We start from the raw sequence: 12204 nt of genomic DNA, 5'->3' as shown, positions 1-12204 counted from the left end.
GCATCATGACCAACTTGCCCGAGTTCCTTGAACGGGAACGCACTTAGGGCCGGTCGACCACGATCGGCCGAGCCGGTCGTCCCCCAAGGATAAGGCCCCTCGTCGAGCCGTCGCAATCCGAGCTTGCCAGATCCGAAAAAGAGGGGGAACCCGCGAAAGTCGCCCTTGAATTCCGAAGTCTAATCCGGATAATAGCTTTCTTTTCCAGAACACACTTGATCGCGTGGTTTTCGGGAGAGTCTGTCGTGGCCGTACCAAAGAGACGAACATCCAAATCAGCCAAGGGAAAGCGTCGGAGCCACGACTTCCTGGTCGCTCCCGCCCTGAATGTTTGCCCGCAGTGCAAGCTCGCAGTGCCCCCGCACAAGGTTTGCGACCTGGTCGAGGAATGCGGCAACGTCCAGCGCAGCAAGCCGCACAACCCGTTGGCCAAAGAAAAAGTCTGAACACCGCCAGGGCGCGAGATTGACAAGGAGCCTGTCCCATGGGACGCCAGTGCGAAGTTAGTGGTAAGAAGACCGCGTTTGGAAACCATATCACCACGCGCGGTAAAGCCAAGTATCTTGGCGGCGTAGGTATCAAAACGACCGGCGTGAGCCGCCGTTGCTTCCGTCCGAACCTCCAGCGCATCCACGTTTGGCTGCCCAACGGAACGACCCGTTACGTCCGGGTCGCCACCTCGGTCATCCGTTCCGGGATCCTGACCCTTGAAGTCGATGGGAAACTGAAGACGTTCCCCTTGATCAAGGCCTCCAAAGGAAGTGCCAAAGCCAGAGCCGAACTCAAGAATCTCTACCCGATCTGACATGGGACGAGCTTTCTTCGCGGAATGAGCCCCACCATCGGCGACGCCCTCGCGGCCGATGACGTGGGGCATTCTCATGCGCCTTGAAAATCGGCGACAACAAGCCAAGCCAAGCCGACCACCTGGCAAGAATTGGCCAACTCATTTTCCCGTCATACGGCCGTCTCGTAGCCCGAGGTTTTGCAGGCGGAAGATCGCCCTGTTACACTTGTCATCGCATTGGCGAATCCAAACCTCGGGGTGAAACCATGATGTTACGATCCCGGCGTGACGCGGTCATTCGGTCTCTCGTCATCCTCTGCTCTGTCCTCTGCGGCATCGGTGCAACCGCGTCCCTCTACGTTGTCTTGGTGCGTGTCCCCGCGCTTGCCAATACCAAGCTCGACACGTTATTTGGAACGCTCCAGGGAGTGGCGGTCGGCCTTCTCTTCGCGATCGCGGCCCTCCTGACCAACCTCACGCATCTGCTCTGGCGAGCCAACCGCCCGTCGCCGCTTCCCCAAGTCTGCGACTGACGACAAGATTCGCTCGCCCCAAAGGCGAGCGGGGAGTGTAAGCTCCCTGTCTGAGGTTTCTTCATGGGGACGTGGGCCAGACGACAGGGAGCTCCCGCTCCCCGCTCGCCTGAAAAAACTTGAGAACTCAGGCTTCATGAATTCCCGATATCACTTCGCGTCGACCGCCCTGGGCTTGTCCTGACCTTGTGGGGCGACTTTCGGGGCATCAGGCGGGATGGGCGCCTTGTCGGCCGGAGTCAGTGCCAGGTCATCCGGCAACGATTTCAAGAAGACGTCACGATACTGGATCTTCATGGGTGGGCCGACATGGACTTGAACCGCCAGCACCCCCTCCAGTTTCCGGCCCTGCTCGTCGAGGTCGATCAGGTCGACCGTGGGATGGCCGTCGATCCAGTGACGATGGCGGTTCCCTTCGACGAGAACGCGGTAGTCGTGCCATTCACCCGGGAGAAACGCCTTGAGTGGTAGGTTTCCGACCACCCAAGGTTGACCTTGGGTGTCGATGACGACCTGTTCCCCGGTGTGGGCCAGAATCCGCCGGCCACGCTCTTCGTAGAGCATTCCATTGTAATCGGGTCGGTTCGCCACCACGTCGCACTGGTAGCCGGTGACGACCGACTCACCCAGGTCAGGGCGTTCGGTTCCTCGGTATTGCAGCCCGCTGTTGCCGGTTGGCGAGACCTTGACCTTCAGCCGGAGCTCGAAGTTCTTGACGATCCCCCCGCGCCAGGTGATGAACCGGTTGAACTTGAGCGTGCCGTCGGCTTTGCCGGTGAGGCAACCGTCCTCGGCCGACCAGTAGAGCGGGCTCCCCTCCCAGCCTGTCAGGTCGCGGCCGTTGAAAATCGCCCGGAATCCTTCGGGTGGCGTTGGGGCCGCCGCTGCTTCGCCCGAGCTCAATTCCCGGATCCGGACGTTTCGCCAACGGACTTGATAGGGGCCTTGGCCCTTGGCGATCCCGTGGACTTGCAATCCGATGAAACCATGATCGTCCATGGGATCCGTAAAATCTGACGCGGCGATGCCGTTGATCCAGGAGCGGTAACGATCGCCCTGAACGACGATCCGGTAATGGTTCCAGTCGTCGTCCTTGAACGCGCCCTTGGCCTCCGGCTGGATCTCGTTGAGCCACTTGCCGCGGCGACCTTCGTCGTAAACCTGAGCCGCCGTGCCAGTCGCTTTCCGAGCGATCTCGAATTGAGGGCCGTACACGACTCCCGCCCGCTGGCGATTCTTCGGGTCGGGGTCATCCTTGCCATAGACATGGCTCCGGACCTGGACGCCCGAGTTCAGGGCGGGGTCGCACTTGACCTCCAGCTCCAACTCGAAGTCCTTGTAGTCCCCTTTGCAGAGGAAGGTGTTCGAGCTTCCCTCCGCCGTCGAGCCGACGATGGTACCGTCCTCGACCTTGTAGGTGGCGAACCCACCACGGACCGTCCAACCCTCGAGAGTCTTACCGTCGAACAGGGGCACCCAGCCCTCGTCGGCGGCGAAGCTGGTGGAATTGAGCGCGGACAGTATCACGAGGGCCGCGGTCAGGATGGTTCTCGATCTGGGATCCATCGACTTGTCTCCGATCTGGCTCGAGGCCGAGGACACTTCGTTGGGGAGCCGAGTTTACTGGGCGGGGAGCGATTGCAATAACGGGCGGATCGCCGACCAGAATTGCTGCTTGAACTGAATCGCGACCGGGTTTTCAAGCCGAGCGAACTTCATATCCTTGTCGCCTGCCGGCGCCAAGGCGCCCACGGTGAGCTCCCCATCGGTGTAATACCGGTCTCCGCCCCCGTTTCGGCCCAAAAGGGTTGACCCAACTCCTGTGACTTGAAACAGTTCGGTCAGCCAGCCCGCCTTGCGGAGATCGGTCATCAAGCTGCCTCGCTCGGCGTCGATGTCGGGTCCGATGTGGTGCGTGATCTGACCGGTCAGGTGGCTCAGCCCGACGCTCCGGTCGTACGTCGCGGACCCGAGCCAGAGGGGCGCACCGTTTCGCCCGATTTCCTTTGATCTCCAGAACCGGACATGGTGCCGATGCGAGGCACTCTTGCCGACCGGCTTCTCGAAGGCGAGGTCTTGTTTCCGCCCGAAAAGAAAGAGGCTGCTGACCGGCGCATCGGGGTAGGGCCGGTCCCGCAGGACACTCCCGGCGATTCGCAGACTGGTCCGCAAGGTCACAGGATCCGCAGGGTCCCAGCCCGAACTGAGCATGGCGTGGACCAGCACCTTCTCGGCCCCGATCAAGCCGACGTTGAGCGGGTCGCCGGGGATGCCCTGGGGGGTCAAGGTCGTCTTGGGAGCATCTTCCAGGCCGGGTTGGTATTCATAATGCTTCCAGGCGGCAGGGAGGATCACATAGGCCAAGGCGAGCCAGACAACCACCACACAGGCCAGGATTTTGAGTCCCCTGATCAAATATCGCCGCCACCACGGGGCTTTGGCCGCCGGAAGCTCACCTGGTTTCGGATCGGTGCCCACCAGGCCTGGAGTGGGCTGCGAATCCGTGGGTGGAACCGTGGAGTGGTCCGCATCGCTGATCTGATCGTTTGACATGAGAACCTCGCTCGTGGCTCGGGAGCACGATCGTCGACGACTTGCCAGTCGATCATCTCATGTTGGGAGAGGTCTAGCACCAGCCTGAATAGGGTTCCGAAACGGACGGCGCCGGGGGAGATCCGGAGTTCGCGGTCAGTCAGGCGACGCCCGTCCTTGAAGCCGGGTCGCCGATCCGAGCTCAGAGTGACGTGCGAGGGACTTCGGGTATGAGCGGCCGGAACAGGGGGGTGGGGATGAGAGGTGGGGTCCGAGGTCCCGAGGCTCGAATCGCAGGGACCTCGCCCCCCTCCCTATCCTCGGCCTCCCACATCTCCTCGATTCGCCGAGAAGACGTGGTGAGGCCATTCGGAGTTCTCGCTGAAAGCTTAGACTTCGTCTTCTTCCTTGAGCTTGGCAAGCACGCTCAGGTCTTCCAGTGTGCTCGTGTCGCCGGTGCTCTCGCGACCGGCGGCGACGTCGCGCAAGAGTCGACGCATAATTTTGCCGCTTCGCGTCTTGGGCAGAGACTCGGTGAAGCGGATGTCATCAGGACGGGCCAGGGCGCCGATCTCCTTGACGACGTGAGCGCGCAGCTCCTGCCGCAGGGCTTCGGTCGCTTCCTGGCCGGTCTCCAAGGTCACGAAGGCCGAGATGGCCTGTCCCCGAAGCTCGTCGGGCTTGCCGACCACCGCGGCTTCGGCCACCTTGGGATGGCTGACGAGTGCGCTCTCGACTTCCATGGTCGACAGCCGGTGCCCCGCGACGTTGAGAACGTCGTCGACCCGGCCCATGATCCAGAAGTTGCCTTGAGCATCGCGTCGCGCACCGTCGCCGGTGAAGTAACAACCGGGGACCTCGCTCCAGTACGTGCTCTGGTACCGCTCGTCGTCGCCGTACAGCGTTCGGAGCATCGCGGGCCACGGTTGCTTGATGACGAGGAAGCCCCCCTCATTCGCACCCACCGGATTGCCATCCCGGGTGACGACCTCGGGGACGATGCCGGGCAAGGGACGCGTGGCCGAGCCTGGGACCGTCGGGGTTGCCCCCGGCAGCGGCGCGATCATGATCGATCCCGTCTCGGTCTGCCACCACGTATCGACAATCGGGCATCGTTCGCCGCCAATGACCCGGTGATACCACATCCAGGCTTCCGGATTGATCGGCTCGCCAACACTGCCGAGGAGGCGGAGACTGGACAGGTCGTAGCTCTTGGGGAATTGCTCACCCCACTTCATGAAGGCGCGAATGGCCGTCGGCGCGGTGTAGAGGATCGAGACCTTGTTCTCTTGGATGATCTTCCAGAACCGGCCTTCGTCGGGCCAGTTCGGCGCCCCTTCGTACATCACGCAGCTCGCACCATTGGCGAGCGGCCCGTAGACCAGGTAAGTGTGCCCGGTCACCCAGCCAACGTCGGCCGTACAGAAATAGACGTCATCATCCTTCAGGTCGAACACCCACTTGGTGGTCAGTGCGGCCCCGAGGAGATAACCGCCCGTCGTATGGAGAATCCCCTTCGGCTTGCCGGTGGAGCCCGACGTGTAGAGGATGTAGAGCGGGTGCTCGCTATCGAGCGATTCGGGGGGACATTCGGTCGAGGCCTTGGCCGCGAGCTCATGCCACCAGTGGTCGCGACCTGCCGTCATCGCGATTTCGTGACCCGTCCGCTTGCAAACGACCACCGCTTCCAAGGAGGGGCAAACGGCCGCCGCGCCATCGGCGTTATCCTTGAGAGGAACGACTTTGCCGCGTCGAAAGCCTCCGTCCGCGGTCACGAGGACCTTGGCCTGGCAATCCTGAACCCGTCCCGCAAGCGCCTCGGCGCTGAAACCGCCGAACACGACGGTGTGCGGCGCCCCGATCCGGGCGCAAGCCAAAAGCGCGATGACGAGTTCGGGGATCATGGGCATGTAGATGGCGACGACGTCGCCTTTGCGCACGCCCAGCCCTTTGAGGACGTTCGCGAACTGGGAGACCTCGCGCAGCAGGTCCTGGTAGGTCAACACCCGCTTTTCGCCGGGTTCCCCTTCCCAGATGATCGCTGCCTTGTCCTTGTTCGGCCCTGCGCAGTGGCGGTCGACGCAGTTCACCGACGCGTTGAGCTCGCCGCCGACGAACCACTTGGCGAAGGGCGGATTCCAGTCGAGAACCTGATCCCAGGGCTTCGACCACTCGAGAGTTTGGGCCATCTCGCCCCAAAAGCCCGCCGGATCATCTTTGGCACGATTCCAGAGCGACTCATATTGTTCGAGGCTCGAGATATGAGCCTTCGCCGCAAACTCCGAAGGAGGCGGGAAGACCCGATTCTCGGTGAGGATACTAACGATCGATCCGCCGTTTTCAGCCGACATCGTAGAGAGGCTCCGGAATCGCGTGGTCGTTCGCGGGAAGCTTACCCCCGTCCCGGATCGGAAGACGCAACGACCCCACGCGTCCGATCCTCAAGGGAGGCAAACCTTGGATTTTAAGGGGCGGCACCGCGTGACGCAAGCGGCCAATGCCCATATGGCATAGAAAATGCTTTATATCAAACGGTGTAACAACTCAAACTCAATCACGCAAAATGGCCACACCCGCGGCTCGGACCGATTCCTGGGAGTCGGCAAAGCGAGTGAGTCCGCACTCGACCTCGGTTCCGGTTTACCGGTCAGGGATCGGCTGTGAGGGGTCATCGGCGTCGATCGAATGCTCGGAAAAAAGCGAAGTGGGCCGGTCCCATCGATCGTCGAACACGAGGGGCTCGAGCTCGACCCGATTGAGCCAGCCGAGCCTCTCAAGCTCGGGCGAAGCCGGAAATTCCGCGACCCGGCCCAGGCAGAGGTAAGCCACCGGGATGACCTCGGCCGGAAGCGCGAGAATCTGGCGGAGATCTTCGATTTTGACGATGCTCACCCAGCCGACGCCCACGCCCTCCGCGCGGGCGGCCAGCCAGAGATTCTGAATGGCGCAGACGGTGCTGTACAGATCCATCTCGGGTTGTGCCGTCTTGCCGAGCACGACCGGACCGTGCCGCGATCGGTCGCAGGTCACGCAGACGTTGAGCGGCGACTCCATGATCCCTTCCAGCTTGAGCGAACGATAGAGTTCGCCGCGCTCACCCTGGAACTGCGCGTTGGCCGCCGCGTTGGCGCGCTCGAAGGCGGCTTTGACCTGGGCGCGGACTTCGGTCGAGCGGATCAGGAGGAAGTTCCAGGGTTGCATGAATCCGACTGAGGGAGCGTGGTGCGCCGCGCTGAGGAGCCGGGCGATTAAATCCGCGGGCAATGGATCGGGCAGGAAGCGTCGGCAATCTCTGCGTTCGAAGATGGCCCGATAGACGGCCTCACGCTCGGTCTGGGAAAAGGCGGACATGAACGGAAGCCTCTCACTCTCAGGCCGCGGCCGTGGCGGCAGGGTCGGCCAAGGCGTTTAGGACCGAATCGGCGGCGGCCCGCGCCCCCCGGATGCAGTCGGGAATGCCGACTCCGTCGAAGGCATTTCCCGTCATGATCAGCCGGGGATGCCGGGCAAGCTGCTCGCGAATCGCCGCGACGCGGTCGATATGGCCAAGCGTGTACTGAGGCATCGCCCGAGGATGGCGACCCACCTGCATGAACAGGGGATCGCCGAACGTGCCAAGCAAGTCGCCCAGTTCTTGGCGTACGATCTGTCCGATCCGGGTGTCGTCGCACTCATAGAGATCGGGCTGGGTCGCGCCGCCGACGAACACGCGCAGGAGCACCTTGCCGAGGGGGGCGCGGCCGGGGAACTTCACGCTCAAGAACGAGACCGCGAGAATCGATCGGCCTTCGATCGCCGGGACGACGGCCCCGAACCCGTCGAGCGGGTGCGCAACCTGATCGCGGCGGTACGCCACGTTCACGATCACCGAGGATGCGTACGGAATCGATCGCAGCTGGAGCGCCAGGTCCGAATCAAAGCCGTCGACCAGTCGAGCCGACGCGTGGGCCTCGGTGGCCAACACCACGGCGCTCGCCTCGATCGGCAGACCGCTCAACAATTCGACCCGCCATGGCGAGATCGCATCGGGACGGTGAATCCGGCGCACCGGAGTCGACGTGCGAATCGTGCCGTCCGGGAGCGCCGCGGCCAGGGTCCTCGGAAGCGTGTCCATGCCGTCACGTGGAGTGACGAAGAGACCGTAACGGGCCCCCGAGGCAAATCGCTCGGCGGAGCGTGCCGCCTTCGCCTGGCGGAGCGCCCCGAGAATCAGGCTCCGGTGTTCGTTCTCCATCGCGAGGAATTGCGGCAGGGTCGCTCGCAGGCTCAGTTCGTTGGGATCGGCCGTGTAGATCCCCCCGACAAGCGGTTGAACCAGCCGTTCGAGCGCCTCACGACCGAGCCGTCGCTTCACGAACGAGCCCAGACTTTCATCCCCTTGCTCGTCGCGGTCCCGGCGCGGCAGGATCAAGTCCATCAGCATCCGCAGCTTGCCGCGCACCGAGAGGATCGGGGTCGTGAGGATTGGGCCGAGCCGATTCGGAGCCATTAGAACGAAGCCTTCGGGGACCGGTACGAGTCGCCCTTGGCGGACCACGAACGACCGACGGTGCTGGGTGTCCGGGCTGATGAGCTGATCTTCAAGACCGAGCTCACGGCAGAGGTCCACGCCCCATGGCTTGTTCGTGATAAACGAGTCCGCCCCCCCTTCGAGGGTGAATCCGTCGCCTCGGTTCGTCCAGATCGCCCCGCCGATTCGGTCCTTGGCCTCGAGCAGGACCACTTCGACCGCCTTACGAGCTTGCTTCGCGCGGTCCACGATCCGGTGCGCCGCGACCAGCCCCGAAAGGCCGCCGCCGATCACAACCACCCGGTCTTGTCGCGACGAAGTTTCCGGCAAGGCAACATCCCCTCAGTCCGAATCAACCGCCGGCTGGCGCAATCAAAAAGGGACACCACATCGGTCCCATCTGGCTAGCGATCGGCTCCGATCTTGGTGACGACGAGGTCTCCAAGTGCCTTGATAAAGGTGGGATGGTCGTTGACCGTCCCCGCTCGGACCATCCTCATTCCAAGATCGCGGCAGGTCTGCGCGGCCTCGAGGTCCAGATCATACATGACTTCCACGTGATCGGAAATAAATCCGATCGGACAAAGGACCACGTCGGTGACTCCATCAACGTGGAGCTCCCGGATCTTCGTGTTGACATCCGGCTCGAGCCAAGGAGTCCGCGGATTCCCGCTCCGGCTCTGCCAGACCAGGTTCCAGGGGAGTTCGTCCAGGCAGGTCGAGACGTTGCGACAGGCCGTTTCAATCTGGGCGACGTACGGGCAACGCTCGGCCGTGGCCACCGGAATACTGTGCGCGGTAAAGAGGACCTTGGCCTGATCTCGCCTTGATTCCGGAATCTGCTCCAGGGCCCGCCGGACCTCGTCAGCCTGGGCTTCGGCAAACAGCGGGTGGTCGAACCAGGGTTGCACGAAATCGATTTGCAGCGTTTCGCCCGCCCCCGTCGAGTCAAGCACCTCTTGCACGGTCTCCTGGTACTTCTCGAAACTGGGGTCGCTCCGATAAGGCGCGAGGATGATCCCGACGGCGCGCTTCCGACCGTCCCGAACCATCGCGTTGATCGCCGTGAACATGTACGGCTTGGCGAACCTCATCCCCACGTAAACGGGGAGTTCGAGACCTTGCTCATCGATCCAGGACTTCAACCCCCGAGCCTGACGAGCCGTCAACTCGTTCAGAGGGCTCTTGCCACCGATCAGCTCGTAGTGGTGGACAACCGCCTCGTAGCGCTCTTTGGGAACCGGGAGGCCGCGGAGGATGTTGTCCAGGAACGGCCGGACCTCCTCCATGTTCTCAGGCGCTCCGTAGGCCATCAGCAAGACACTGTCGTAAGTGATTTCCATGTGTAAAGGTCAACACCGTTGTGATCGATGGAACGCCGAGGACTCGGCTCGGACCATTGCGCCGAGGTCGCTCGTTCAGTGAAGTTTATCCGATCACCAAGGACTTGGCGATGGTCGGCACCGCCGCGACCATCGCCAACCAAGTCCAGTGATCAGCGACCGACCGGTTGCCCGTCTTCCAGCCGGACGCCCTTGACGAGGTTCCTGGGGATCCCGTTGGGATACTCCTCCGTCAAGATCGACCGGATTTCTTGGAGGCGGGTCTCGGGGAGCGGGTGCGTCGCGAGGAACTCGGGCTGCCGACTCCCCTGGCTGGCCTGTTTCAAAATCTCCATGACGTCGAGCATGGCGGAAGGGTCATAACCCGCCTGAGCCATATAACGGAGACCAAAGCCGTCGGCTTCGGATTCATCGTCTCGGCTGAACCGAAGCTGGGAGACCTGATTCACCATGGCGGCGACCATCTGCGCCTTGCGTCCATTGTCGTCTTCGCCGCTCGCCCCAACCCCGACGGCCAGGGTCAGCAACTGGCCTAACCGTCCCTTGGCCATTTGCGCGGCGGAGTGGCGACCGACCACGTGGCCGATTTCGTGCCCGAGCACCCCGGCGAGCTGGGCCTCGTTCGTCATCTTCTCCATCAGGCCGAGGGTGATGAAAACCTGGCCCCCGGGAAGTGCGAACGCGTTGATCGTCTCGGGGTCGTTCAGCAAGTAGAAGTTGTAGTTGTCGACGTACTCGCTCCGGCTGGCATCGCTGCGCTCGACGAGTCGCCGGCCGACGGCCTGAACGAGGCGCGCCCGTGCGTCGCGGGACGGGTCGATTTTGCCCCCCATTTTCGCGGCCATTTCCGGGGCGGCTTGCAGTCCCAGGGTTTTTTCTTCAGACGGGCTCATCGCGATATGCTGGGTCTTCCCCGTGACGGGGTTGACTTGGGTTTGAAACGAGTAGATCGCGATGCTGATGACCGCGATGATGATCGCACCGATCACTCGGAGGTTCGGCCCTCGGTTTTCGTTGGAGGGTCCATAGTAGCCACCGTACGACATAACGATTCTCCCGCGCCGGACTTGTTGCGAACCGCTTCGAAATTATGTTTTAGCAAAACGAGGGCCGACGTGCCGCAATCGGTTCGCTCGAGGCGGAGAACGCTTGCCACATCCTTCCCGAGACGCATACGCTGGCATACCTCGGGACATTTTTTTCCTCACTTGCGGCGAGGGGGGGGATGGCTAAAATGTGGTCGTTTCTCCCGTCCTTCGGCCGTCGCAGCGAAAGGGGTTGGGCGTGCGCATCGCCTATTTCGACTGTTTCAGCGGGATCTCCGGCGATATGACGCTCGGAGCGCTCGTCGATGCAGGGGTGGATTCCAAGGCGATTCAGGCGGCCGTGGCCAGCCTGGGCTTGCCGTGCGAGCTGACCTTTGAGACCGTGCGTCGCGGCGGATTTCGCGCCAATTATGCGCGCGTTGTCACGCCCCACGAACACGCGCATCGCCACCTCCATCATATTGAGGCGATCATCGACAAGAGCGTTTTGACCCCTCGTCAAAACGAGCTGGCCAAGCGGATTTTTCGACGCCTCGGCGAGGCGGAAGCGACGGTGCATGGCATCGACCTTCAAAAGATCCACTTTCACGAGGTCGGCGCCGTCGACTCCATCGTCGACATCGTCGGCGCGGCGGTCGGGCTCGACCTGCTCGGAGCCGAGCGAATCGAGGCGAGCCCCGTTCCTCCCGGACTTGGGTCAGTGATGGCCGCCCACGGACGGATGCCGCTCCCCGCGCCCGGGACTGCGGAGCTCCTCAAGGGCGTGCCCCTGGCCGAGTCGACGGTCGAAATGGAGCTGACGACCCCGACCGGAGCGGCCATCTTGACGTCGGTCGCCGACCGCTTCGGTCCGGTGCCGGCGATGACGATCGAGTCGATCGGTCTGGGAGCAGGGACGCGCGAGCTTCCTGGTCAAGCGAACATCCTTCGCCTCCTGGTCGGTCAGATCAGCATGCCGGCCTCGAGTGACCGGGTCTGGGTGCTCGAAACGAACCTCGACGACCTTCCGGGCGAGATCGTGGGCTACACCACGGAACAGCTCATGAAGGCCGGGGCGCTCGACACATTCCTCACCCCGATCCAGATGAAGAAGAATCGGCCGGGCGTAATGGTAACGGTGCTCTGCGACGAGGACCGGATCAATGCGCTCGAGGAAATTCTGTTCCGAGAGACGACGACCTTGGGGATTCGCCGTTACCCGGTCAGCCGGCACAAGCTGAAACGGCAGGCGACCGAGGTGGAAACCTCGTTCGGCCCGATCCGAGGCAAGCTGGGCTGGCGTGACGACCGGCCGCCCGTATTCAGTCCCGAGCACGATGACTGCGCCCGGGTCGCCTCTGAGCATGGCGTGGCGCTCCGCGAAGTCTACGACGCCGCGCATGTCGCCTATCACTCGCGGCAAGCCGCGGATCGTGTCGGCCAGCCCGCGGGCTGATCCATCATCGAACCGAGC

The 12204-nt window shown here is 62.8% G+C and carries 11 protein-coding genes; 4 read left to right on the top strand and 7 right to left on the bottom strand.

Going from position 1 to position 12204, the window contains the following annotated elements; genetic code table 11:
• Positions 1–245 precede the first annotated feature (245 nt).
• The 3 genes from rpmF to BUS42_RS33730 all read left to right on the top strand — a co-directional run bounded on the left by rpmF (position 246) and on the right by BUS42_RS33730 (position 1320).
• Positions 246–446, top strand: coding sequence for a 50S ribosomal protein L32 (gene rpmF, locus BUS42_RS45655; protein ID WP_044147536.1), 201 nt, complete (start codon positions 246–248; stop codon positions 444–446).
• Between the two features lie 38 nt (positions 447–484).
• Positions 485–805 carry a 50S ribosomal protein L28 gene (gene rpmB / locus BUS42_RS33735; RefSeq protein ID WP_074314463.1) on the top strand — a complete coding sequence of 107 codons (321 nt, stop codon included), beginning with the start codon at positions 485–487 and terminating at the stop codon, positions 803–805.
• Positions 806–1053: 248 nt separating this feature from the next.
• The gene (locus BUS42_RS33730; protein ID WP_074314461.1) at positions 1054–1320 is read left to right on the top strand and encodes a hypothetical protein; all 267 of its coding nucleotides are present in this window, start codon (positions 1054–1056) and stop codon (positions 1318–1320) included.
• Positions 1321–1470: 150 nt separating this feature from the next.
• On the opposite strand, the gene BUS42_RS33725 is transcribed toward BUS42_RS33730, so the two are convergent.
• The 7 genes from BUS42_RS33725 to BUS42_RS33695 all read right to left on the bottom strand — a co-directional run bounded on the left by BUS42_RS33725 (position 1471) and on the right by BUS42_RS33695 (position 10751).
• Positions 1471–2886 (bottom strand): 3-keto-disaccharide hydrolase, encoded by a 1416-nt coding sequence (locus BUS42_RS33725; RefSeq protein ID WP_074315654.1) that lies wholly within the window; start codon positions 2884–2886, stop codon positions 1471–1473.
• Between the two features lie 54 nt (positions 2887–2940).
• Positions 2941–3873, bottom strand: a complete 933-nt coding sequence (locus BUS42_RS33720; protein WP_074314459.1) for an LssY C-terminal domain-containing protein — start codon at positions 3871–3873, stop codon at positions 2941–2943.
• Positions 3874–4241: 368 nt separating this feature from the next.
• Entirely contained in the window at positions 4242–6203 is a 1962-nt protein-coding gene (gene acs / locus BUS42_RS33715; protein ID WP_074314457.1) for an acetate--CoA ligase, read from the bottom strand.
• 289 nt (positions 6204–6492) lie between these two features.
• A complete protein-coding gene (gene bluB / locus BUS42_RS33710) occupies positions 6493–7203 on the bottom strand; it encodes a 5,6-dimethylbenzimidazole synthase (RefSeq protein WP_074314455.1) in 711 nt (236 codons plus the stop codon).
• Positions 7204–7222: 19 nt separating this feature from the next.
• Positions 7223–8692 (bottom strand): protoporphyrinogen oxidase, encoded by a 1470-nt coding sequence (hemG, locus tag BUS42_RS33705; protein ID WP_074314453.1) that lies wholly within the window; start codon positions 8690–8692, stop codon positions 7223–7225.
• Positions 8693–8766: 74 nt separating this feature from the next.
• Positions 8767–9705 carry a ferrochelatase gene (hemH, locus tag BUS42_RS33700; protein ID WP_074314451.1) on the bottom strand — a complete coding sequence of 313 codons (939 nt, stop codon included), beginning with the start codon at positions 9703–9705 and terminating at the stop codon, positions 8767–8769.
• A 152-nt stretch (positions 9706–9857) separates the two neighbouring features.
• Positions 9858–10751: a M48 family metalloprotease gene (locus BUS42_RS33695; RefSeq protein ID WP_074314449.1), complete on the bottom strand. Its 894-nt coding sequence runs from the start codon at positions 10749–10751 to the stop codon at positions 9858–9860.
• Between the two features lie 238 nt (positions 10752–10989).
• Here BUS42_RS33695 and larC point away from each other — a divergent pair, with 238 nt between their 5' ends.
• Positions 10990–12186, top strand: a complete 1197-nt coding sequence (larC, locus tag BUS42_RS33690; RefSeq protein WP_074315652.1) for a nickel pincer cofactor biosynthesis protein LarC — start codon at positions 10990–10992, stop codon at positions 12184–12186.
• The last annotated feature ends 18 nt before the right edge of the window (positions 12187–12204 follow it).

Source organism: Singulisphaera sp. GP187 (assembly GCF_900129635.1).
Lineage (GTDB): Bacteria > Planctomycetota > Planctomycetia > Isosphaerales > Isosphaeraceae > Singulisphaera.
Note: the sequence above shows the minus strand (reverse complement) of the source record. Positions and strands in the feature narration are given on the sequence as shown.